The organism is Pseudomonas sp. SD17-1 (assembly GCF_029201585.1).
Taxonomy (GTDB): Bacteria; Pseudomonadota; Gammaproteobacteria; order Pseudomonadales; family Pseudomonadaceae; genus Aquipseudomonas; species Aquipseudomonas palmensis.
In genome coordinates this window covers 4463437-4485282 of the sequence record NZ_CP104044.1, presented here as the reverse complement: position 1 = coordinate 4485282, position 21846 = coordinate 4463437, and the positions used below count along the sequence as shown (strand labels likewise).

22 protein-coding genes are annotated in these 21846 nt (G+C 62.6%); 8 read left to right on the top strand and 14 right to left on the bottom strand.

Going from position 1 to position 21846, the window contains the following annotated elements; translation table 11 throughout:
• Positions 1-51: 51 nt before the first annotated feature.
• The 5 genes from N0B28_RS20415 to N0B28_RS20395 form a co-directional block, all read right to left on the bottom strand.
• Entirely contained in the window at positions 52-966 is a 915-nt protein-coding gene (locus tag N0B28_RS20415; RefSeq protein ID WP_043861987.1) for a glutamate/aspartate ABC transporter substrate-binding protein, read from the bottom strand.
• 334 nt (positions 967-1300) lie between these two features.
• Entirely contained in the window at positions 1301-2839 is a 1539-nt protein-coding gene (glpD, locus tag N0B28_RS20410; RefSeq protein ID WP_043861986.1) for a glycerol-3-phosphate dehydrogenase, read from the bottom strand.
• A gap of 172 nt (positions 2840-3011) precedes the next feature.
• Positions 3012-3767: a DeoR/GlpR family transcriptional regulator gene (locus N0B28_RS20405; protein WP_043861985.1), complete on the bottom strand. Its 756-nt coding sequence runs from the start codon at positions 3765-3767 to the stop codon at positions 3012-3014.
• Positions 3768-3929: 162 nt separating this feature from the next.
• Positions 3930-5429, bottom strand: a complete 1500-nt coding sequence (gene glpK, locus N0B28_RS20400; protein ID WP_043861984.1) for a glycerol kinase GlpK — start codon at positions 5427-5429, stop codon at positions 3930-3932.
• A gap of 66 nt (positions 5430-5495) precedes the next feature.
• Positions 5496-6347 (bottom strand): MIP/aquaporin family protein, encoded by an 852-nt coding sequence (locus tag N0B28_RS20395; protein ID WP_275728379.1) that lies wholly within the window; start codon positions 6345-6347, stop codon positions 5496-5498.
• Positions 6348-6649: 302 nt separating this feature from the next.
• On the opposite strand from N0B28_RS20395, the gene ybaK reads away from it, so the two are divergent.
• Positions 6650-7120 (top strand): Cys-tRNA(Pro) deacylase, encoded by a 471-nt coding sequence (gene ybaK, locus N0B28_RS20390; RefSeq protein ID WP_043861982.1) that lies wholly within the window; start codon positions 6650-6652, stop codon positions 7118-7120.
• Positions 7121-7212: 92 nt separating this feature from the next.
• Complete coding sequence (locus N0B28_RS20385) at positions 7213-7992, top strand: PhzF family phenazine biosynthesis protein (protein ID WP_058540964.1); 780 nt, start codon at positions 7213-7215, stop codon at positions 7990-7992.
• Positions 7993-8074: 82 nt separating this feature from the next.
• On the opposite strand, the gene N0B28_RS20380 is transcribed toward N0B28_RS20385, so the two are convergent.
• Positions 8075-9184 (bottom strand): ABC transporter ATP-binding protein, encoded by a 1110-nt coding sequence (locus N0B28_RS20380; RefSeq protein WP_043861980.1) that lies wholly within the window; start codon positions 9182-9184, stop codon positions 8075-8077.
• Entirely contained in the window at positions 9181-10101 is a 921-nt protein-coding gene (gene argF / locus N0B28_RS20375) for an ornithine carbamoyltransferase (protein ID WP_043861979.1), read from the bottom strand. Before argF ends, N0B28_RS20380 begins: the two co-directional genes overlap by 4 nt.
• Before the next feature lie 389 nt (positions 10102-10490).
• Here argF and N0B28_RS20370 point away from each other — a divergent pair, with 389 nt between their 5' ends.
• Positions 10491-12599, top strand: a complete 2109-nt coding sequence (locus tag N0B28_RS20370; RefSeq protein ID WP_275728375.1) for a molybdopterin oxidoreductase family protein — start codon at positions 10491-10493, stop codon at positions 12597-12599.
• A 92-nt stretch (positions 12600-12691) separates the two neighbouring features.
• Positions 12692-13027, top strand: coding sequence for a Grx4 family monothiol glutaredoxin (gene grxD / locus N0B28_RS20365; protein WP_038999109.1), 336 nt, complete (start codon positions 12692-12694; stop codon positions 13025-13027).
• A 140-nt stretch (positions 13028-13167) separates the two neighbouring features.
• On the opposite strand, the gene bfr is transcribed toward grxD, so the two are convergent.
• Complete coding sequence (bfr, locus tag N0B28_RS20360; protein WP_043861977.1) at positions 13168-13638, bottom strand: bacterioferritin; 471 nt, start codon at positions 13636-13638, stop codon at positions 13168-13170.
• 201 nt (positions 13639-13839) lie between these two features.
• Complete coding sequence (locus tag N0B28_RS20355) at positions 13840-14058, bottom strand: bacterioferritin-associated ferredoxin (protein WP_043861976.1); 219 nt, start codon at positions 14056-14058, stop codon at positions 13840-13842.
• 236 nt (positions 14059-14294) lie between these two features.
• Here N0B28_RS20355 and N0B28_RS20350 point away from each other — a divergent pair, with 236 nt between their 5' ends.
• Positions 14295-14897 carry a peroxiredoxin C gene (locus tag N0B28_RS20350; protein ID WP_043861975.1) on the top strand — a complete coding sequence of 201 codons (603 nt, stop codon included), beginning with the start codon at positions 14295-14297 and terminating at the stop codon, positions 14895-14897.
• Positions 14898-15007: 110 nt separating this feature from the next.
• Here the strand turns inward: N0B28_RS20350 and rnt are convergent, their stop codons facing one another.
• Entirely contained in the window at positions 15008-15619 is a 612-nt protein-coding gene (gene rnt, locus N0B28_RS20345) for a ribonuclease T (protein ID WP_173925077.1), read from the bottom strand.
• 53 nt (positions 15620-15672) lie between these two features.
• Positions 15673-16719 carry a dihydroorotase gene (gene pyrC, locus N0B28_RS20340; protein ID WP_043861973.1) on the bottom strand — a complete coding sequence of 349 codons (1047 nt, stop codon included), beginning with the start codon at positions 16717-16719 and terminating at the stop codon, positions 15673-15675.
• Between the two features lie 131 nt (positions 16720-16850).
• Here pyrC and N0B28_RS20335 point away from each other — a divergent pair, with 131 nt between their 5' ends.
• Together N0B28_RS20335 and N0B28_RS20330 are read left to right on the top strand one after the other, a co-directional pair.
• Positions 16851-17819: an OmpA family protein gene (locus N0B28_RS20335; RefSeq protein WP_043861972.1), complete on the top strand. Its 969-nt coding sequence runs from the start codon at positions 16851-16853 to the stop codon at positions 17817-17819.
• Positions 17820-17953: 134 nt separating this feature from the next.
• Entirely contained in the window at positions 17954-19171 is a 1218-nt protein-coding gene (locus N0B28_RS20330) for an argininosuccinate synthase (protein ID WP_043861971.1), read from the top strand.
• A 51-nt stretch (positions 19172-19222) separates the two neighbouring features.
• On the opposite strand, the gene N0B28_RS20325 is transcribed toward N0B28_RS20330, so the two are convergent.
• A complete protein-coding gene (locus N0B28_RS20325) occupies positions 19223-19750 on the bottom strand; it encodes a hypothetical protein (protein WP_275728370.1) in 528 nt (175 codons plus the stop codon).
• Between the two features lie 467 nt (positions 19751-20217).
• On the opposite strand from N0B28_RS20325, the gene N0B28_RS20320 reads away from it, so the two are divergent.
• Positions 20218-20844, top strand: coding sequence for a response regulator transcription factor (locus tag N0B28_RS20320; protein ID WP_043861969.1), 627 nt, complete (start codon positions 20218-20220; stop codon positions 20842-20844).
• A 75-nt stretch (positions 20845-20919) separates the two neighbouring features.
• On the opposite strand, the gene N0B28_RS20315 is transcribed toward N0B28_RS20320, so the two are convergent.
• Both N0B28_RS20315 and nth read right to left on the bottom strand, forming a co-directional pair.
• Positions 20920-21099 carry a hypothetical protein gene (locus tag N0B28_RS20315; protein WP_043861968.1) on the bottom strand — a complete coding sequence of 60 codons (180 nt, stop codon included), beginning with the start codon at positions 21097-21099 and terminating at the stop codon, positions 20920-20922.
• A 104-nt stretch (positions 21100-21203) separates the two neighbouring features.
• The gene (gene nth / locus N0B28_RS20310; RefSeq protein ID WP_043861967.1) at positions 21204-21842 is read right to left on the bottom strand and encodes an endonuclease III; all 639 of its coding nucleotides are present in this window, start codon (positions 21840-21842) and stop codon (positions 21204-21206) included.
• Positions 21843-21846: the final 4 nt, after the last annotated feature.

Genomic DNA, 21846 nt, shown 5'->3' with positions numbered 1-21846 from the left:
GGGGGCGCTGGGCGCCCTCGGATGAAAGGTTAGACACTAACTAGCTGGGGGTCAGGACTTCTTTTCGTCTGCAGCTTTGTCGGTAGGATTGGCGATCAGCGCCTTGAGCTCGTCGCTCATGGGGAACATCAGGTTCAGGCCTTTAGGCGGGATTGGCTGGTTGAACCACTTGTCGTAGATCTTGTTGATCTCACCCGACTTGTACAGGGCGACGATGGCGTCATCGACCGCTTTCTTGAACGGGGCATCGCCCTTGCGCACCATGCAGCCGTAGATTTCATAGGACTGCGGGGTACCGGTCACGGCCCAGTCGGTCGGCTTCTTGGCCTTGGCCATTTCGCCGGCGAGCAGGGCGTCGTCCATCATGAAGGCCACGGCGCGGCCGGACTCGAGCATCTGGAACGACTCGCCGTGGTCCTTGGCGGAGATGACGTTCATCTTCATCTGCTTGTCGGCGTTCATCGACTTGAGGATGCGCTCGGATGTGGTACCGGCGGTGGTCACCACGTTCTTGCCGGCCAGGTCCGGGAAGTCCTTGTAGGAGGAGTCCTTTTTGGACAGCAGGCGGGTACCGATCTCGAAGATGCCGACCGAGAAGTCGACCTGTTGCTGGCGCTCGAGGTTGTTGGTGGTGGAACCGCACTCGACGTCAACGGTGCCGTTCTGCACCAGCGGGATGCGGGTCTGCGAGGTGACCAGGTTGTATTTGACCTTCAGGTCCGGCTTGTTCAGGTCCTTTTTCAGGGCCTCGACGATAGCCAGCTGGATGTCGTGGGAGTAACCGACGGGTTTGCCCGAAGCGTCGGCGATGTAGGAGAACGGGATGGAAGCGTCGCGGTGCCCCAGGGTAATGGTGCCCGAGTCGTTGATTTTCTTCAGGGTGCCGGTCAGTTCGGCGGCAAGGGCCGGCGTGCTGATCAAAGCGGTCGCCATGGCGGCGCCCAACAGATGGGGAACGATACGCATCAAATTTTCCTCGACGTTGTTTTTCTTATTGAGCCGTTGGCGGGCTCTTTCGTTCAGCGAACACAGCAATGAAGCGGTTGCGCATTCGGGTACTGAGTGTAGAGCATGACTCATGCCAAACTCTGATTTTGATCATAACCCCATGCAAATAGCGGCGGCGGGCATTTTTTGCCGGGGTATGGCGGGGGAGGGATGTCCGGGTTTCCGATTAAGGGCCAATGGCTCGTTCGGGAAACCGAACAGATAGTCCTTTGTTGGCCTCATCGCGGGTCAAGCCCGCTCCCACTGGTGAGCTTGTGGGAGCGGGTTTGACCCTCGATGCGATTTGGCGGTGTCAGGCCGCCTGAATACGCCCGCGGCTCAGTTCTACCCGTTGCAGGTAAACCCGCAGAGCCTGTTGTTCGGCCGGGCTGGTGAAAAGCCCCAGCTTGGTGCGCCGCAGCAGGATATCGTCGGCGCTGACCGCCCATTCCTCGCTGCACAGGTAATCCACCTCGCGGGTGAACAACCCGCCACCAATCGCATCACCCAGGTCGTCCGGGCCCTGGACGCCCTCGAGCAGGCGCCATACGCGGCTGCCGTAGGTCAGCGCCCAGCGCTTGGCGATATCCGCTGGCAGCCAGCCGAAGCGCGCGAGAATCTCGTCGCACAGCGCCTGCGGCGTGGTCATCTGTTCACCGCCCGGCAGGCTGGAGGTGGCGGTCCAGCTACCGGTCATCTGGGTGAAGTACGGCGCCAGCTCGGCCATGGCCGACTCGGCCAGCTTGCGGTAGGTGGTCAGCTTGCCGCCGAACACCGACAGCAGCGGCGCCTCGCCGGCAGACGCCGACAGGGCCAGGGTGTAGTCGCGGGTGACCGCCGAGGGGTTGTCCGACTCGTCGTTGCACAACGGGCGCACACCGGAGTAGGTGCTGAGGATGTCGGCGCGGCCCAGCTGGTGGTTGAAGTGCGCGTTCACAACCTTGAGCAGGTAGTCGGTCTCGGCCTCGGTGATGCTCACCTGGGCCGGGTCGCCGCTGTACTCGCGGTCGGTGGTGCCGATCAGGGTGAAGCGCTCCAGGTACGGGATGGCGAACACGATGCGCTGGTCTTCGTTCTGCAGGATGTAGGCATGCTCGCCCTCGTACAGCCGGGGCACGATCAGGTGGCTGCCCTGAATCAGGCGAATGCCGTAGGGCGCCTCCAGCTTGAGGTCGTCCTTGATGAACCTGGCCACCCACGGGCCGGCCGCGTTCACCAGGGCGCGGGCCTGGATGGTCTGCTGGCTGCCGTCGGCGCGTTCGAGCTGCACGTTCCACAGCTTGCCCACGCGCCGTGCGCTGACGCAGCGGGTACGGGTGAGGATGTGCGCACCCAGCTCACGCGCGGCCATGGCGTTGAGCACCACCAGGCGGGCGTCGTCCACTGCGCAGTCGGCGTATTCGAAACCGCGGGTGATGGCCGGCTTGAGCGGGTTGCCCGGGCCGAAGCGCAGGCTGCGCGAGGCGCCCAGCTGCTTGCGCTTGCCCAGATGGTCATACAGGAACAGGCCGGCGCGGATCATCCAGGCCGGACGCAGGTGCGGCTGGTGCGGCAGCACGAAGCGCATCGGCTTGACGATATGCGGCGCCTTGGCCAGCAGTACTTCGCGTTCTGCCAGCGCTTCGCGCACCAGGCGGAACTCGTAGTGCTCCAGATAGCGCAGGCCACCGTGGATCAGCTTGCTGCTGGCCGAGGACGTATGGCTGGCCAGGTCATCCTTTTCGCAGAGCAGTACCGACAGGCCGCGCCCGGCCGCATCGGTGGCGATACCGACGCCGTTGATGCCGCCACCGATCACGGCAACGTCGTAGATTTCGGCAAGGGCGGGCGATGGCGAGCTGGACTGGGACACGAGGCGGCCTCTGGTTTCTATCGAATATGAACATTAATGTTCGTTTGCGAAAATGGTAGCGCAACAAAATGGCGCCCGCCAGTCGCTTTCAATAGAAAATACTGATCGGATGACAAATAAATGAAAAATTATGAACATTCGAGCAGCCCCCGTTGCGAGGGCCGCGATGGCGCTACACCACGTCCAGGCGGATCTTGTGCTGGTTGAGCAACTGGGCGAGGGCGGCGACGGGGGGCTGGTCGGTCACCAGGCAGTCGATCAGGCTGATCGAGCCCAGGCGCACCATGGCGTTGCGCCCGAACTTGCTGGAGTCGGCGGCGAGGATCACCTGGCGCGCATTGGCGATGATGGCCTGGGACACGCGTACTTCCTGGTAATCGAAGTCGAGCAGGCTGCCGTCTTCATCGATGCCGCTGATGCCGACCAGGGCGAAATCGACCTTGAACTGGTTGATGAAGTCGACGCTGGCCTGGCCGACCACACCGCCGTCGCGGCGCACGTTGCCGCCGGCCAGCAGTACTTCGAAATCGTCCTTGGCGCTGAGGATGGAGGCCACATGCAGGTTGTTGGTGATGATCTTCAGGTGGTTGTGGTTGAGCAGGGCGCGGGCGATGGACTCGGTGGTGGTGCCGATGTTGATGAACAGCGAGGCGTGATCGGGGATCTGCGCGGCGATGGCTTCGGCGATACGCTGCTTTTCGTCGCGCATCTGGTCGGCACGCATGGCGTAGGCGGTGTTCTCGATGCTCGAGTCATAGGCCGCGCCACCGTGATAGCGGCGCAGCAGGTTCACTTCGGCCAGCTGGTTGATGTCACGGCGGATGGTTTGCGGGGTTACAACGAACAGCTGCGCCATTTCCTCGATACTGACATAGCCGCGTTCGCGGACCAGCTCGAGAATTTGTTGTTGGCGAGGGGGCAGATTCATGGGCGGTCCTTTTGGGCTGCCGGGCAAATCTGCATGATGCCGCAGGATGGGGGCGGGGGCCAGCGCGGGGCTGGCTGAAACGATCCTGTGGGCGCCTCGCCAGCAAGGCTGGCGCCTACAGTGTAGGAGTCAGCCTTGCTGGCGAAGAAGCCTGCGCAGGTTTTATTCCTCGTGCGGTTCCCAGTCGCGGGTACGGTCCACCGCCTTCAGCCAGCCGGCGTACAGCTTCTCTTTCTGCGCCTCCTCCAACTGCGGGGTGAACTCGCGCTCGATGATGGCCTTGCCGCGCAGCTCGTCCAGCCCGCTCCAGAAGCCACATGCCAGGCCGGCCAGGTAGGCGGCGCCGAGCGCAGTGGTTTCGCGCATCTGCGGGCGTTCCACGCAGGTGCCGAGAATGTCGGCCTGGAACTGCATCAGGAAGTTGTTGGCCACCGCGCCACCGTCCACGCGCAGTGCGCTCAGGCGCTCGCCGCAATCCTGCTGCATGGCGTCGAGCACGTCGCGGGTCTGATAGGCGATCGACTCCAGCGCGGCGCGGATGATGTGGTCGACCTTGACCCCGCGGGTCAGGCCGAACAGGGCGCCGCGCGCGTACGGGTCCCAGTACGGCGCACCCAGGCCGGTGAATGCCGGCACCAGGTACACGCCGTTGCTGTCCTTGACCTTGCTGGCGAAGTACTCGGTGTCGTGGGCGTCGTTGACGATCTTCAGCTCGTCACGCAGCCACTGCACGGTTGAACCGCCGTTGAACACCGCGCCTTCCAGGGCATAGGCCACTTCGCCGCGCGGGCCGCAGGCAATGGTGGTGAGCAGGCCATGGGACGACTGCACGGCCTTGTCGCCGGTGTTCATCAGCAGGAAGCAGCCGGTGCCATAGGTGTTCTTGGCCTGGCCCGGCTCCACGCACATCTGGCCGAACAGCGCAGCCTGCTGGTCGCCGGCGATGCCGGCAATGGCGATGCCGCTCTTGGTGTGGCCGTACACCTCTGACGACGAGCGTACCTGGGGCAGCATCTGCTTCGGGATGCCCAGCACCTGCAGCATCTTCTCGTCCCATTCCAGGGTGTGGATGTTGAACATCAGGGTGCGCGAGGCGTTGGTGTAGTCGGTGACATGCACCTTGCCGCCGGAGAACTTCCAGATCAGCCAGGTATCCACGGTGCCGAACAGCAGCTCGCCGCGTTCGGCGCGTTCACGCACGCCGTCGACGTTGTCCAGGATCCACTTGAGCTTGGTGCCCGAGAAGTACGGGTCGGTGACCAGGCCGGTGGTTTCGCGAATGTAGTCCGCGTGGCCGTCACGCTTGAGCTGCTCGCAGATCTCGGTGCTGCGTCGGCACTGCCAGACGATGGCGTTGTACACCGGGCGACCGGTTTCGCGGTCCCACACCACGGTGGTCTCGCGCTGGTTGGTGATGCCGATGGCCGCCACCTGGTCGTGGCTCAGGCCCGCCTGGGCCAGTGCTTCGACCATGGTCGCGCTCTGGGTGGCGAAGATCTCCATCGGGTCGTGCTCGACCCAGCCGGCCTGGGGGTAATGCTGGGCGAACTCGCGCTGCGAGGTGCCGACCACGTTGGCGTCACGGTCGAAGATGATCGCGCGTGAACTGGTCGTGCCCTGGTCCAGGGCAATGATGTAGTGCTTGTTCGGGGTGTCGGTCATGGTGTGGGCCTTGCACTCGAAAAGGTGGAAGTCGGGGCAGGGCGAGCCTGGCTCGCCGGTTCGGCATCAGGAGGCCTGGGTCTTGCCCCGAGCGTTGTCGTCGGTCTGGGCGTTCGCGCCGTCTGCCGTGGGCAGGTTGCGCGCGATCACGCCGCGATACAGGGAGGCACCCACGCTTGCACCTATGATCGGCGCAATGATGGGAACCAGGAAATAGGGAATGTCACGTGCGCCAGTAAAGGCCACGTTGCCCCAGCCGGCCAGGAAGGTCATGAGCTTGGGGCCGAAGTCGCGCGCCGGGTTCATCGCAAAGCCGGTCAGCGGGCCCATGGCACTGCCGATCACCGCGATCAGCAGGCCGATCAGCAGTGGTGCCAGTGCGCCGCGGGGCAGGCCGTTGCTGTCGTCGGCAAGGGCCATGATCACCGCCATCAGGATGGCCGTGATCACGGCCTCCACCAGAAATGCCTGGCCGGTGGACAGCAACGGGTGCGGATAGGTGGAGAACACCGAGGCCAGCTCCAGGCTGGCGGTGCTGCCGCGCACCATGGCGTGGGTCTGTTCGTAATCGAAGAACAGGTTGCTGTACAGGGTGTATACCAGCGCCGCGCCGCAGAAGGCACCGGCCACCTGGGCGACGATGTAGAACGGCAGCTTGCGCTTTTCGAAGCCGCTGAACAGGCTCAGGGCGATGCTCACGGCCGGGTTCAGGTGTGCACCCGACACCCCGGCGGTGAAGTAGATCGCCATGCTGACCCCCACGCCCCAGATGATGCTGATTTCCCACAGGCCGAAGCTGGCGCCCGCGACCTTGAGTGCCGCGACGCAGCCGGTACCGAAAAAGATGAGCAATGCGGTGCCGAGGAATTCGGCCATGCATTGGGCAGACAGCGTTGGTTGTCGTAGAGCAGTCGTCATTCGTGACCTCGGTTCTTGTTGTTGTGAGGCGCGTGTGCGCTCGACAAAAACCCGAGCAGAATCCCCATTCTGGTCGGGTTGACGGCAGAACTGCACGGTATTGGGGCAGTTCGATATTCAGAATCGAAAAAATATAGACAAGAAACGCTGATGTCAAAGGTCGAAAGTGAACTGCCATTCATATTCTGACTGCCGGTGGCTCAGGTGGTGTCGGTGGCAACCGGGCGGGTAATGGTTGGCTCCGGCGTTTTGCCCTAAAGTAGCCAGCGACTGGAGACCGATCACCCTGCCTGGAGCCCTGCATGACCCCCGCCCTGGATTTGCTCAAGAAAGCCCGCGCCGAACACCGCATCCACAGTTATGAACACGACCCCAAGGCGGCTTCCTACGGCCTGGAAGCCGCCGAGAAGCTCAACCTGGAGCCAGCGCGGGTGTTCAAGACGCTGCTGGCCAGCACCGAGAAGGGCGAGTTGCTGGTGGCGGTGGTGCCGGTGGTGGGCAGCCTGGACCTCAAGGCCCTGGCCCATGCGGCGGGCGCAAAGAAGTGCGAAATGGCCGACCCGATGGCCGCACAGCGTTCCACCGGGTACCTGGTGGGCGGGATCAGCCCACTGGGGCAGAAGAAGCGCCTGCGCACCTTCATCGATGCTTCGGCGCAGCAGTTCGAAACCATTCATGTCAGCGCCGGGCGGCGCGGGCTGGAGGTGGAACTGGCGGCGGCGGTGCTGGCCGAGCACACCCGGGGCAGCTTTGCGGCGATCGGCCGCGAGTAGCATCTGTATCCTTCAAATCCGGCCACTCTGTATATGGAAGCGCGAGCGCCCGGGCAGGCATGCTCACTGCCTTCCCATGCAGGAGCCAACCCATGCAGCTTGAATTTCACCAGGTCGATGCCTTCAGTTCCCAACCCTTCAGCGGCAACCCGGCGATGGTGTATCGCCTGGAGCAATGGCTGCCCGATGAACTGATGCAAAAGATTGCGGCCGAGCACAACCTGGCCGAAACCGCATTTGTCGTGCGCGAGGCGCAGCGCTGGCGCATCCGCTGGTTCACGCCCTCCACCGAAGTGCCGCTGTGCGGGCATGCGACCCTGGCCAGCGCGCATGTGCTGTTCGAGGTGTATGGGGAAGATGCCGAGTGCCTGGCGTTCGACAGCCGTTCGGGGCCGCTGACCGTGAGCCGCGAGGCGGGGCGCCTGGTGCTGGACTTCCCGCGCTACGACCCGCAGCCGCTGGCCGAGCTGCCGCCGGTGGCGCAGGCGCTGGGGTGCCCGGTGGTCGAGGTGTGGCAGACCAATGAACTGTTCGTGGTGCTCGAAAGCGAACAGGCGGTGCGGGATTGTCGCCCTGACATGGCGGCGCTGGTGCCGTTGCCGGGGCTGGGCGTGATTGTCACGGCGCCAGGGCGCGAGCATGATTTTGTGTCGCGCTATTTTGCGCCGGGGATCGGTATCCCTGAAGACCCGGTGACCGGCTCCACGCACTGCTCGCTGATCCCTTACTGGGCGCAGCGCCTGGGCAAGGATGAGCTGCACGCGGTGCAGTGTTCCGCGCGGGGTGGGGAGCTGTTCTGCCGCCTGGAAGGGGCGCGGGTGAAGATTGGCGGGTATGCGACGCGGGTGGCGAGCGGGACGTTGTTCCTCTAGCGGCCCTTTTCGCCAGCAAGGCTGGTTCCTACAGTAGGCCAGGCAATTTCCTGTAGGAGCCAGCCTTGCTGGCGAAGCCTTATCAGAGCGCCGCGCTGTAGCGTCGCACGCCGTTCTCCGCCACCGGCAGTTGTGCCGGCACCGTGCCGGCCACCGGGAACAGCACCAGGTGGTCCGCCGCCACTTCAATGCCCACCTCGCCGCCGACCTGATGGTCGATATGGCTCGGGAAGATCGCTTCGAGCTGGCTGCCGGTACCCAGTTGCAGGCGGTACAGGGTGGACGCACCGAGGAAGCTCTTGCCGACGATGCTTGCCTTCAAGGCACTGTGGGGCGCATGCACGATGTCGTCCGGGCGCAGCAGCACATCCACCGCGCTGCCCTGGGGCAGGGTGTAGGCCCGATTGCCGCGCAGCTCGCCCAGTTCGGTCTGCACCGATTCGGGGCTGGTCAGCTGGCCACGGATGAAATAGCCCTGGCCGATAAAGCTGGCCACGAACGGCGTGAACGGTTCGTGGTAGAGGTTGTACGGGGTGTCCCACTGCTCCAGGCGGCCTTCCTTGAACACGCCCACATGGTCGCTGACGGCAAAGGCCTCTTCCTGGTCATGGGTGACCAGGATCGCGCTGGTGCCGCGACTCTTGAGGATGTCACGCACCTCATGACTGAGGCGTCGGCGCAGTTCCACGTCGAGGTTGGAGAACGGCTCGTCCAGCAGCAGCAGTTGCGGCTCGGGTGCCAGGGCACGGGCCAGGGCCACACGCTGTTGCTGGCCGCCGGACAGCTCGTGCGGGTAGCGCCCGCCAAGCTTGTCCAGCTTCACCAGCTCGAGCATTTCATCGACCACCTGGCGCTGGCGCGGGTGCTTGCCGATGCCGAACGCGATGTTCTCGGCCACGGTCAGGTGCGGGAACAGCGCGTAGTCCTGAAACACCATGCCGATGCGGCGCTTCTCCGGGGCCAGGGTGAAGCCGGCCTTGGAGATGACTTCGCCCGCCAGGCTGATCTCGCCCTCGTGCACCGGCTCGAAACCGGCGATGGCGCGCAGCGTGGTGGTCTTGCCGCACCCCGAGGAACCCAGCAGGCAACCGATGTCGCCGGCGTTGAGGTGCAGGTTGAGGTTCTGGACGATGCGCTGCTCGCCATAGCCGCAGGCGAGGTCGCGCAGGTTAAGCAGTAGAGGTTGACTCATGCGTGGTGATAGGCCGGTTCGACAAGATATTCGAGAAGCGCCTTCTGTGCATGCAAGCGGTTTTCGGCCTGGTCCCAGGCGACCGAACGGGGGTCGTCGAGCAGGTCCAGGCTGATTTCCTCGCCACGGTGGGCGGGCAGGCAGTGCATGAACAGGGCATCCGCAGCCGCCAGGTCGAGCAGTTCGCGGTTGACCTGGTAAGGCGCAAACAGCGCCAGGCGCCGTGCAGTTTCCTCCTCCTGGCCCATGGAAGTCCAGACATCGGTGCTCACCAGGTGTGCACCGCGCACGGCGTCCTTGGGGTCGCGCACGATCTGCACGCGCTCGCCGGCCTGGGCCACGAACGCCGGGTTGGGCTCATAGCCCTCGGGGCAGGCGATGCGCAGCTGGAAGTCGAACTGGATGGCCGCTTCTATATAGCTGTTGCACATGTTGTTGCCATCGCCCACCCAGGCCACGGTCTTGCCCTGGATCGAGCCGCGGTGTTCGAGGAAGGTCTGCATGTCGGCCAGCAGCTGGCACGGGTGCAGGTCGTCGGACAGGCCGTTGATCACCGGTACCCGCGAATTGGCGGCGAACTCGGTGAGCGTGCTGTGGGCAAATGTACGGATCATCACCGCGTCGAGCATGCGCGACATGACGATGGCGCAGTCACCGATCGGCTCGCCACGGCCCAGCTGGGTGTCGCGTGGCGACAGGAAGATGGCCTGGCCACCGAGCTGGATCATGCCGGCTTCGAACGACAGCCGGGTACGCGTGGACGATTTTTCGAAAATCATGCCCAGCACGCGGTTTTTCAGAGGTTCGAAGAGTACGCCGCGGTTACGCAGGTCCTTCAGCTCGATCCCTCGGCGGATCACACTGACCAGTTCTTCGGCGGTGAAATCCATCAGGGAGAGAAAGTGCCTAGCGCTCATCATTGACTACCTTTTTGCAACAGACCGCAGATCATCAAAAGCCGGTTTTCGAAAACAACGGAAGTGACCTGCGGCGAAAGCCGCACGGGGCGACGAAATAGGGAAAGGCGCAATACTATAATTAAATGTCGCGTCTTACCAAGTGGCGGCTGCGAACTCGACGTTGCCGAATGTGTTCAAGCCGTTGGGTGACGCTTTTTATTGGGCCGGACAGGCTTTGTACACTGCCCGCCGAGGCCTTTGCAACGCATGCGCGGTACAGGTGCCAGCGCGCCGCGACCATCGCCTTGCCTGATGCCGGGCGATTCACGCCACGAACGTCACTGGCGAGGGGGGCGGGGCAGGGCCATAGTCGAGGTCGCTAATCAGACCTACAACAAGAGGCGGCCATGAGCAAAAGCGTGCATCACCGTGCCTGTCATCTGTGCGAAGCCATCTGCGGCCTGACCCTGGAAGTGGCCCATGAGCCTGGGCAGGCGCCGCGCATCACGTCGATCAAGGGCGATGCGCTGGACACCTTCAGCCGTGGCCATATCTGTCCCAAGGCCGTTGCGTTGCAGGACATCCAGAACGATCCGGACCGCCTGCGTACTCCCATGCGCCGCATCGGCGAGCAATGGCAGGCCATCGGCTGGGACGAGGCGTTCGCGCTGGCCGCCCGGAAGCTCTGGGCCCTGCAGCAGCGCCATGGTCAGAATGCGGTGGCGGTGTACCAGGGCAACCCCAGCGTGCACAACTACGGCCTGATGACCCACAGCAACTATTTCCTGGGCCTGCTCAAGACGCGCAACCGCTTTTCCGCGACCTCGGTCGACCAGTTGCCGCAGCACCTGACCAGCTACCTGATGTACGGCCATGGCCTGCTGTTACCGATTGCGGACATCGACCATACCGACTTCATGCTGATTCTGGGCGGCAACCCCTTGGCTTCCAACGGCAGCATCATGACCGTGCCCGATGTCGAAAAGCGCCTCAAGGCCCTGCAGGCACGGGGCGGCAAGCTGGTGGTGGTCGACCCGCGGCGCAGCGAGACCGCGGCCATGGCCGACCAACACCTGTTCGTGCGCCCAGGCGCTGATGCGGCGCTGCTGTGCGGGCTGCTCAACACCCTGTTCGAGGAAGGCCTGAGCCGTACCACGCACCTGCCGGTGGCCGGGCTGGACGCGGTGCGCGAGGCAATCGCGCCGTTCACAGCCGAAGCCATGGGCCCGCGCTGTGGTATCGAGGCCGCGCAGATCCGCCAGTTGGCCCGCGACTTCGCCGCCGCCGACAAGGCCGTATGCTATGGGCGCATGGGTATCTCGACCCAGGCTTTCGGCACCCTGTGCCATTGGCTGGTGCAGATGATCAACCTGGTCAGTGGCAATCTGGATCGGGTCGGCGGCGCCTTGTGCACCCAGCCGGCAGTGGACCTGGTGGCCAGTACCAGCGGCGGGCATTTCAACGCCTGGCAGAGCCGTGTGTCGGGCCTGCCCGAGTACGCAGGCGAGCTGCCGGTGGCGGCACTGGCCGAAGAGATGCTGTGCGAGGGCGAAGGGCAGGTGCGCGCACTCGTCACCGTGGCCGGCAACCCGGTGCTCTCCACGCCCAATGGGCGGCAGCTGGAGCAGGCGCTGCAAGGGCTGGAGTTCATGCTCAGCATCGACCTGTACATCAACGAGACCACGCGCCATGCCGACCTGATCCTGCCGTCCACCTCGGCGCTGGAGAACGATCACTACGACACCACCTTCAACCTGCTGGCGGTGCGCAACGTCAGCCGCTTCAACCGGGCGATCCTGCCCAAGCCCGAAGGCGCGCTGCACGACTGGGAGATCTTCGTCGGCCTGGCCAAGGCCTTCGCGGCACTGGCCGACAAGCCGCTCAAACCGACCCTGACACCCGCGCAGATGATCGACCTGGGCTTGCGCGGCGGGCCCCATGGCCAGGGCAGCGCGTTCGACCTGTCGCTGCACACCCTCGAGCGCTATCCCCACGGTATCGACCTGGGGCCGTTGCAGCCCAACCTTGGTGCACGGCTGAAAACTGCCAGCCAGTGTGTCGAGGCCGCGCCCGCGGTGATCCTGGCCGACCTTCAGCGCTTCGCCGCGCAAGCTTTGCCCCACGCCACGCAACTGGTGCTGATCGGGCGTCGGCATGTGCGCAGCAACAACTCCTGGATGCACAACTACCATCGCCTGGTGAAGGGCAAGCCGCGCCACCAGCTGCTGATGCATCCCGACGACCTGGCCGGCCGGCAGTTGCAGGACGGCCAGCGGGTGCGTGTCAGCTCGCGCGTGGGCAGCATCGAGGTGGAGGTGTTCGCCAGCACCGATATGATGCCCGGCGTGGTCAGCCTGCCACACGGCTTCGGCCATGGGCGGCCAGGCATGCGCCTGGGCATCGCTCAGGCGCAAGCAGGGGCCAGTGCCAACGATCTGACCGACGAGCGTCAGCGCGACGCGGTATCGGGCAATGCGGCGCTCAACGGGGTGGTGGTAGAGGTGGTTGCGGCCTGATATCGGCAAGGCCGAGCGTCACGCTCGGCTTTCCGATACAATGCGTCACCGTGCCGACAACCAGGTCGGAAAGTTCAGCCGCGAGGTGCTTCATGGATATTATCGAAACAATCAAAGAGCAGATTGCCAACAACACCATTCTGCTTTACATGAAAGGCTCGCCGAATGCCCCGCAGTGCGGCTTTTCGGCCAAGGCGGCGCAAGCCGTGATGGGTTGTGGCGAGAAGTTCGCTTACGTGGATATCCTGCAGAACCCGGAAATCCGCGCCAACCTGCCCAAGTACGCCAACTGGCCGACCTTCCCGCAACTGTGGGTGGGCGGTGAGCTGGTCGGCGGCAGCGATATCATGGCCGAGATGTTTGCCAACGGCGAGCTGCAGACCCTGATCAAGGACGCCGCTGCCAAGGCCGAGGCGGCCAAGGCCTGAATCCGGTTTTGCACTGAAGAGCCCCGCATCTGCGGGGCTTTTTTGTGCCTGCCTGGGCCCGGTGGCCGGCAAGGCCGGTTACCCCAGGCGAAAAAAAGCCCCGCGCAGGCGGGGCTTTGGTTGCAGCCGGTTAGGCGTGATTACTCGCCCATCTGCGACTGCAGGTAGTTTTCCAGGCTGACCTTGTCGATCAGGCTCAACTGGGTTTCCAGCCAGTCGATATGCTCTTCCTCGGCCTCGAGGATGTCTTCGAGCAGTTCGCGGCTGCCGAAGTCGCCCACGGTCTCGCAATGCGCAATCGCCGCCTTCAGGTCGATCAGGCCTTTCTGCTCCAGGCGCAGGTCGCACTCGAGCATTTCCTTGGTGTGTTCGCCAATCAGCAGCTTGCCCAGGTCCTGGACGTTGGGAATACCTTCGAGAAACAGGATGCGCTTGATCAGTTTGTCAGCGTGTTTCATCTCGTCGATGGATTCTTTGTATTCGTGCTTGCCGAGCTTTTCCAGACCCCAGTCTTCGTACATGCGCGCATGCAGGAAGTATTGGTTGATTGCGACCAGCTCGTTTCCGAGGATCTTGTTGAGATGCTGGATGACGCTAACGTCGCCTTTCATGATGGGGTCCTGCCCTGCGTAAGTGTGTCGATAAGCACGAGTCTGAGCCCGACAACTTCCAGTGTCAAACCTAAGTTATTGAATAATAAATGAAAATTAATCGGAATAAGAATGTTTGTGTTCCGCGTTTTAAGCCTAACTACTTGAATTGCAGGCATAAAAAAACCGGACACGAGGTCCGGTTCTTCAAATTCGCTGTTTTCAGGCTGCGGTAAATTCTACCGGATAAGGCAGGGCGGCCTGGCTGACCTGCAGTTTGGTCAGGGTTTCACGTACCACTTCCTTGGCCAGGCAGGCACATTTGCCGCACTGGGTGCCCACGTTGGTGGCGGCACGGACTTCCTTGTAGCTGCAGCATCCTTCGTAAATCGCATCGCGGATCTGTCCGTCGGTAACACCAACACAAAGACACACATACATAAGGGAGACCATCGCTGGTAAAGGCTTGATGTCGGGGAGCTTAATGCTAATGAGAATGCTTGTCAAAGTACCTTGTGCAGAGGCCCGTTCCAGAGCGACCGGCGGTCAGTCTGGCAGTGGGCTGGCATTCGCTCGGCGCACGGCGTCGGTCGGTGTATGATGGGCAGTTCTTGTGTCATGCCAGCGGACCTGCGGGTCGGCTGCGCAAACCATTCAATACCATCAGGAGATATCGAATGAGCGTGCTCGTAGGCAAAAACGCCCCGGACTTCACCGTACCTGCAGTACTGGGCAACGGCGAGATCGTCGACAGCTTCAACCTGGCTTCGGCTATCAAGGGCAAGTACGGCCTGGTGTTCTTCTACCCACTGGACTTCACCTTCGTCTGCCCGTCCGAGCTGATCGCCCTGGATCACCGCATGGACGACTTCAAGGCGCGCAACGTTGAAGTGATCGCCGTTTCGATCGACTCGCACTTCACCCACAACGCCTGGCGCAACACCCCGATCAACGCCGGCGGTATCGGCCCGGTCAAATACATCATGGCTGCCGACCTCAAGCACGAAATCGCCCAGGCCTACGACGTCGAGTCCGAAGGCGGCGTGGCCTTCCGTGGCGCGTTCCTGATCGACGACAAGGGTGTTGTCCGTTCGCAGATCGTCAACGACCTGCCGCTGGGCCGCAACATGGAAGAGCTGATCCGTCTGGTCGACGCGCTGCAATTCCACGAAGAGCACGGCGAAGTCTGCCCTGCCAACTGGAAAAAAGGCGACAAGGGCATGACCGCTTCGCCAGAAGGCGTTGCTGCCTACCTGAGCGAGAATGCTGGCAAGCTGTAAGCGCCACGCATGAAAAAACCGGCCCTGGTGGCCGGTTTTTTTATGCCTGTTCGCCAGAAAGGCTGGCTCCTGCGTCGCGTAGCGTCTGCAGGCGCCGGCCGGCGAAGCGGTCAGTCGCGAAAGTCCTGCCAGCCGCCCATTTCCTTCCAGCGATTGACGATGCCGCAGAACAGCTCGGCCGTCTTCTCGGTGTCGTAGCGCGCCGAGTGTGCCTCCCGCCCGTCAAAGTCGATGTCGGCACTCTGGCAGGCCCGCGCCAGCACGGTCTGACCATAGGCCAGGCCAGCCAAAGTGGCGGTGTCGAAGCTGGAGAACGGGTGGAAGGGGTTGCGCTTCATGTCGTGGCGCGCCACGGCCGCGTTGAGGAAGCCCAGGTCGAAACTGCTGTTGTGCCCCACCAGGATCGCGCGCTTGCAGCCATTGGCCTTGAGGGCCTTGCGCACGCCGCGGAAGATGTCGGTCAGCGCCGACTCTTCGCTGACCGCCATGCGCAGCGGGTGATCGAGCTTGATGCCGGTGAAGTCCAGGGCCGCCTGTTCGATATTGGCGCCCTCGAAGGGTTCGACGCGGAAGAAATAGGTGTGCTCCGGGAACAGGAAGCCCTTTTCGTCCATGCCGATGGTGACTGCGGCTATTTCCAGCAGTGCATCGGTGGCGCAGTTGAAACCACCGGTTTCAACATCCACCACCACCGGCAGGTAGCCGCGAAAGCGCTCTGCCATCGGATGGCGCGAACCGCCGCCTTGACCTTCCTGGTCGTCTTCGTAATCGTCGCTCACACAGTCTCCTCCAGCAGGCGCCAGCGCAGTTGCTCACCGGCGCGCAGCGGGATGACAGTCTGCTCGCCGAACGGCAGGCTGCCTGGGGCGGTCCAGCTTTCGCGGACCAGGGTAATGTGGTCGGTGTTCGCCGGCAGGCCGTAGAACGCCGGGCCATGAAGGCTGGCGAAACCTTCCAGCTTGTCCAGCGCGTTGCGCTGTTCGAACGCCTCGGCGTACAGCTCGATGGCGGCGAACGCGGTGTAGCAGCCGGCACAGCCGCAGGCGGCTTCCTTGGCATGCTGGGCGTGGGGCGCCGAATCGGTGCCGAGGAAGAACTTGCTGCTGCCGCTGGTGGCTGCGTCGAGCAGAGCCACCTGGTGGGTGTTGCGCTTGAGGATCGGCAGGCAGTAGAAGTGCGGGCGAATACCGCCCACCAGCATGTGGTTGCGGTTGTACAGCAGGTGCTGGGCGGTGATGGTCGCGCCGACGTTGGCCGGGGCCTCGTTGACGAACTGCACGGCTTCGGCAGTGGTGATGTGCTCGAACACCACTTTGAGCGTGGGGAAGCGTTCGACCACACGGCGCAGATGCTCGTCGATGAACAGCTTCTCGCGATCGAACACGTCGATCTCGGGGCGGGTCACTTCGCCGTGCACCAGAAGCGGCATGCCCACCTCGGCCATGGCTTCGAGCACCGGGAAAATCTTGTCGACGCTGGTCACGCCGGAGTCCGAGTTGGTGGTCGCGCCGGCCGGGTACATCTTGGCGGCATGCACGAATCCGCTGGCCTTGGCCGCGCGAATGTCCTCGGGCTGGGTGCGGTCGGTGAGGTACAGCACCATCAGCGGTTCGAAGCGGCTGCCGGCAGGGCGGGCGGCCAGGATGCGCTGGCGATAGGCGTCGGCTTCGGCAGTGTTGCGTACCGGCGGTACCAGGTTGGGCATGATGATGGCGCGGGCAAAGGTGCGCGCCACGTCGCCGACGGTATGGGGCAATACAGCGCCATCGCGAAGATGGATGTGCCAGTCGTCGGGACGCAGGAGGGTCAGGCGGTCGGACATTGGGGATTCCAGGCGGTTCGAACTCCCGGTGAATGCTACCGGAAAAGCCCGATCCGAGCACTCGCTATCAAGTTTTGCGCAGGGCGTCCGATAGCTTGCAGGTATGCCGTAAGAAATTTGTGGAGCCGCCCGTGCGCCAGCGTTACCTAGCCCTGCTCAGTATGTTTGCCAGCCTGCCGGCCGTGGCACTCACCTTCCAGACTCGCGTGGAGAACGTCGAGTGGAAGGTCGAGGGCGATCAGTTCGAATGCCGGCTGATCCAGCCGATCGCCGATTTCGGCAGCGGCGAGTTCGTGCGCCGCGCGGGCGAGCAGGCCACCTTCCAGCTGCGCTCCACCAGCAATGTGCTGGGCGCCGGCTCCGCGACCCTGCTGGCCGCCGCCGCACCGTGGCAGCCCGGGCGTGGCGACATCAACCTGGGCGCGGTGCGCATGGCGCGCAGCGGCGTGCTGTTCAACAGCTCCCAGGGCCAGGCCAGCCGGCTCATCAATGGCCTGCTGGACGGGCGCAGCACCGTGGTGCGCAACTACACCGGCGAAGCCGGGCGCAGCATGGAAGTGCGCGTGCTGCCGGTGAAGTTCAACCGTGCCTACGGTGACTACCAGGCCTGTGCGGCCAAGCTGCTGCCGATGAACTATGACCAGGTGCGCCAGGCACGCGTGGGCTTTCCGGGCGGCGGTATCGATCTGGATGCCGATGCACGTGCCCGCCTGGACGTGATCATCGACTTCCTCAAGGCCGACCCCACGGTCAACCACATCGAGCTCGATGGCCACTCCGACAACAGCGGCAACCGCCTGACCAACCGTGACCTCTCGCGTCGCCGCGCCCTGGCGGTGCAGGACTACCTCAAGGCCCATGGCATCCCCGAAGAGCAGATCACCGTGCGCTTTCATGGCGAGCGCTATCCGCTGGCGGCCAATACCAATGCCGCCAATCGGGCACGCAACCGCCGGGTGAACATCCAGCTCGACCGCGTCACCCCGGTCGAGAAGCCCGCAGAGGTTGCCCCGCACAAGCCTGCCGAACCGGCAGCGACCCCGCCTGCGCCGGCACCCACGCAGACGCCGGCCGCCCAGGCAGGCAAACCCGCCGCCTGATTCGACGGTGCGACCGCCGGTCGCGCCGACGACAATTTCTGTCGCTTTGTCGTCACAAGCTGTCGCCCCACTGTAAATTCTGCGGTAAGGCCGGTAGAATCACCGGCTTTCCGTACAACCCGTGGAGTGATGGCATGGCGGACGTAAAAAAGGTCGTACTGGCGTATTCCGGCGGCCTTGATACTTCGGTGATTCTCAAGTGGCTGCAAGATACCTACAACTGTGAAGTGGTGACGTTCACCGCCGATCTGGGGCAGGGCGAGGAGGTCGAACCGGCCCGCGCCAAGGCTCAGGCCATGGGTGTCAAAGAGATCTACATCGATGACCTGCGAGAAGAATTCGTCCGCGATTTCGTGTTCCCGATGTTCCGCGCCAACACCGTCTACGAAGGCGAGTACCTGCTGGGTACTTCCATCGCACGTCCGCTGATCGCCAAGCGTCTGATCGAGATCGCCAACGAAACCGGCGCCGACGCCATTTCCCATGGCGCCACCGGCAAGGGCAACGACCAGGTGCGTTTCGAGCTGGGTGCCTACGCGCTCAAGCCAGGCGTCAAGGTCATCGCCCCATGGCGCGAGTGGGACCTGCTCTCGCGCGAGAAGCTGATGGACTACGCCGAAAAGCACGGTATCCCGATCGAGCGTCACGGCAAGAAGAAGTCGCCGTACTCGATGGACGCCAACCTGCTGCACATCTCCTACGAGGGCGGCGTGCTGGAGGATACCTGGACGGAGCACGAAGAAGACATGTGGCGCTGGACCAAGTCGCCAGAAAACGCCCCTGACGTTCCGACCTACCTGGAACTGACCTACCGCAACGGCGACGTCGTGGCGCTGGACGGCGTCGAGATGACTCCGGCCACCGTCCTGGCCACCCTGAACCGCATCGGCGGCGAGAACGGCATCGGTCGCCTGGACATCGTCGAGAACCGCTATGTGGGCATGAAGTCCCGTGGCTGCTACGAAACCCCGGGCGGCACCATCATGCTGCGCGCGCACCGTGCGATCGAGTCCATCACCCTGGACCGCGAAGTGGCTCACCTCAAGGATGAGCTGATGGCCAAGTACGCCAGCCTGATCTACACCGGCTACTGGTGGAGCCCTGAGCGTCTGATGCTGCAACAGATGATCGATGCTTCGCAGTTGAACGTGAACGGTGTGGTTCGCCTGAAGCTGTACAAGGGCAACGTGATCGTCACCGGTCGCAAGTCTGACGATTCGCTGTTCGATGCCAACATCGCCACCTTCGAAGAAGACGGCGGCGCCTACAACCAGGCCGACGCGGCGGGCTTCATCAAGCTCAACGCACTGCGCCTGCGCATTGCCGCGAACAAGGGCCGCTCACTGGTGTGAGGGGCGCTTGAACGAAAGGAACCCGGCCTGAGGCCGGGTTTTTTTATGCCTTCATTGCGGTAGCTCGGCGCCCAGGGCATGGGTGGTCAGTGTGGTCTGCGTGCCGGTTTCAAGGTTGTGGATGACCAGCGTGCCCAGCCTGGGCTGTTGCGTGATGGCCTGAGTGACAAGGTATTCGATCAGCGATTTGCTTTGTGCACCGGAAATGACGATGGTCGAGATAGCGGGTGCCATGGCGTCGCAACCCAGGGGTGGGGCTTGTGTGGTCAATTGTGCAAAGGCAGAACGGGCAGGCGGCAGGTGACTTTCACGTTGTTCTGAAGTTGACCAGTCTTTGGGTTCATCCTGAACTTCAGGCGTGTCCTCGTTGTACTCCGGGCAATACAGCGTCTTGCTGTTGAAGTTGAGCGTCAGGAAAAACAGGATTGTCAGAAAGGGTGGAAAGCCCACCAGAAACCACGTGTAGATACCCTGGCTGTCTTCGCCAAGAAAGGGCAGTGAGGCCAACGCAGAGGCTTCGATGATACCCGCGAAAATAGCAATGATCGTCAGTGGGCTTTTCGGTTCGACGTTGCTCATGTACGTGCCTGCTGCTCGGCGTGAGCGCTGTTTCGTGGGCGCAAGGGTCAGGGTTCGCATTGTTTTTGGAACCACTATGCGGCCTGGGTACTTCGGTGTTCAGGGGGTTATGGATCGTCCTCAGGAAATACTTCGGTGCAACTTCGACGCGATAAAACGCCGTGACGGGATTGATACCCGGGTTTGGCAAATATCACGGATATTTCCTGCGTGCGGGCGAGCGTTGTCATATGGAACGTGGCGAGAGTGCGGTGTTAGTGTTTGTTCGCACTGCATGCACGCCTCGAACGACCCAATGATTGTTTCTGCTTAACGCCTGCTATCAGGAAGTTTTGTAGGAATAATCTTCTATTTAGGTAGGTCTGGTCTTGTCGTGCAACTGTCAAGGAAGCTGCAATGCACTATGCCGGTTGACTAGGCTATTGTGCGGGCTCAAAAAATCGAACAGCGAAAATTGGATTTTGCCCATGAATAAAGTGCTGATCGTGGATGATCATCCGGTCATTCGCCTGGCTGTACGCATGCTGATGGAGCGGCATGGCTATGAAGTTGTCGCAGAGACCGACAACGGAGTGGACGCGCTGCAGCTGGTCAAGAAACACCTGCCCGATATCGTGATACTGGATATCGGCATGCCCAAGCTCGATGGGCTGGAGGTCATCGCAAGGTTGACCTCCAATGACGTGAACATAAAGGTACTGGTGCTGACCTCACAGGCACCTGGGCATTTTTCGATGCGGTGCATGCAGGCGGGCGCCGCGGGTTATGTCTGCAAGCAGCAGGACCTTACCGAGCTGCTCAGCGCCATCAAGGCGGTCCTCTCCGGTTACAGCTACTTCCCCAACCAGGCCCTGCACTCGGTGCGTTCGAACCTTGGCGGTTCCAGCGAAGCGGATATGGTCGAACGTCTGTCGGGGCGGGAGATGATGGTGCTGCAGCAACTGGCACGTGGCAAGACCAACAAGGAGATTGCCGACGGCATGTTTCTGAGCAACAAGACGGTGAGTACCTACAAGACGCGCCTGTTGCTCAAGCTCAATGCGCGCTCCCTGGTGGACCTTATCGAACTGGCCCAGCGTAACGGCCTGGTGTGAACCAGACCTTGCCAGGGCGACTGCCTGGCCCCTGCATGCGCTAGAGACGGCCCGCCCGCGACCTGAAGTGGGCCGTCAAAGATCGAAGTCGTAATCGGCCAACTGCTTTTGCAGGCGGCGTTCTTCCAGCATGTTGTCGATGGTGCGACGCTTGCTGAGGTTGGTCTTCGCCGTTTCGGGCGGGCTTTCCGTTTCCTGTTCGTCTGCCGTGTCAGGCTCGACGTCGATATCCAGCTCTTCGTTATCGGTGCTCATAAGTCACTCCATGCCAAGAGGGCTATTGGCGCACCTTATAGCGATATTTTCAGAGCCGGTAAAAAAGATTTTTTCAATCGTGCGCAACCGATTCAACTATTTGTTCAATCGTCGGAGGTTTTTTGCGGGTACTCGCAAAGGTCCTCGATACGGCAGCTTCCACAGCGTGGCTTGCGCGCCTGGCATACATAGCGCCCATGCAGTATCAGCCAGTGGTGCGCATCCAGCAGATAGTCCTTGGGCACAAACTTCATCAATGCCTTTTCCACCTCCAGCACCGTCTTGCCGGGGGCGATACGGGTGCGGTTGCTGACCCGGAAGATATGCGTGTCCACCGCCATGGTCGGCTGGCGAAATGCGGTGTTGAGCACCACGTTGGCCGTCTTTCTGCCCACCCCGGGCAACGCTTCGAGGGCTTCGCGGGTTTGCGGCACTTCGCCGCCGTGGCGCTCGATCAGCAGGCGACAGGTTTCGATGACGTTCTTGGCCTTGCTGTTGTACAGGCCGATGGTCTTGATGTAGCTGGACAACCCTTCAACGCCCAGGTCGTAGATGGCCTGGGGTGTGTTGGCCACCGGGTACAGGCGTGCGGTGGCCTTGTTGACCCCCACGTCGGTGGATTGCGCCGAGAGGATGACCGCGATCAGCAGTTCGAAGGGGGTGGTGTAGGCCAGCTCGGTCTTCGGGTCCGGGTTGTCTTCGTGCAGCCTGCGAAAGATTTCCAGGCGTTTGGCAGCATTCATGGGC

Coding starts and splice junctions, on each gene's coding strand:
- grxD (WP_038999109.1), top strand. CDS start 12,692: ATGGATATTATCGAAACAATCAAAGAGCAGATTGCCAACAACACCATT.
- N0B28_RS20325 (WP_275728370.1), bottom strand. CDS start 19,750: ATGAGCAACGTCGAACCGAAAAGCCCACTGACGATCATTGCTATTTTC.
- N0B28_RS20395 (WP_275728379.1), bottom strand. CDS start 6,347: ATGACGACTGCTCTACGACAACCAACGCTGTCTGCCCAATGCATGGCC.
- N0B28_RS20350 (WP_043861975.1), top strand. CDS start 14,295: ATGAGCGTGCTCGTAGGCAAAAACGCCCCGGACTTCACCGTACCTGCA.
- N0B28_RS20385 (WP_058540964.1), top strand. CDS start 7,213: ATGCAGCTTGAATTTCACCAGGTCGATGCCTTCAGTTCCCAACCCTTC.
- N0B28_RS20320 (WP_043861969.1), top strand. CDS start 20,218: ATGAATAAAGTGCTGATCGTGGATGATCATCCGGTCATTCGCCTGGCT.
- bfr (WP_043861977.1), bottom strand. CDS start 13,638: ATGAAAGGCGACGTTAGCGTCATCCAGCATCTCAACAAGATCCTCGGA.
- N0B28_RS20315 (WP_043861968.1), bottom strand. CDS start 21,099: ATGAGCACCGATAACGAAGAGCTGGATATCGACGTCGAGCCTGACACG.
- nth (WP_043861967.1), bottom strand. CDS start 21,842: ATGAATGCTGCCAAACGCCTGGAAATCTTTCGCAGGCTGCACGAAGAC.
- argF (WP_043861979.1), bottom strand. CDS start 10,101: ATGAGCGCTAGGCACTTTCTCTCCCTGATGGATTTCACCGCCGAAGAA.
- N0B28_RS20415 (WP_043861987.1), bottom strand. CDS start 966: ATGCGTATCGTTCCCCATCTGTTGGGCGCCGCCATGGCGACCGCTTTG.
- pyrC (WP_043861973.1), bottom strand. CDS start 16,719: ATGTCCGACCGCCTGACCCTCCTGCGTCCCGACGACTGGCACATCCAT.
- rnt (WP_173925077.1), bottom strand. CDS start 15,619: ATGGCAGAGCGCTTTCGCGGCTACCTGCCGGTGGTGGTGGATGTTGAA.
- N0B28_RS20370 (WP_275728375.1), top strand. CDS start 10,491: ATGAGCAAAAGCGTGCATCACCGTGCCTGTCATCTGTGCGAAGCCATC.
- ybaK (WP_043861982.1), top strand. CDS start 6,650: ATGACCCCCGCCCTGGATTTGCTCAAGAAAGCCCGCGCCGAACACCGC.
- N0B28_RS20355 (WP_043861976.1), bottom strand. CDS start 14,058: ATGTATGTGTGTCTTTGTGTTGGTGTTACCGACGGACAGATCCGCGAT.
- glpK (WP_043861984.1), bottom strand. CDS start 5,429: ATGACCGACACCCCGAACAAGCACTACATCATTGCCCTGGACCAGGGC.
- N0B28_RS20380 (WP_043861980.1), bottom strand. CDS start 9,184: ATGAGTCAACCTCTACTGCTTAACCTGCGCGACCTCGCCTGCGGCTAT.
- N0B28_RS20405 (WP_043861985.1), bottom strand. CDS start 3,767: ATGAATCTGCCCCCTCGCCAACAACAAATTCTCGAGCTGGTCCGCGAA.
- N0B28_RS20330 (WP_043861971.1), top strand. CDS start 17,954: ATGGCGGACGTAAAAAAGGTCGTACTGGCGTATTCCGGCGGCCTTGAT.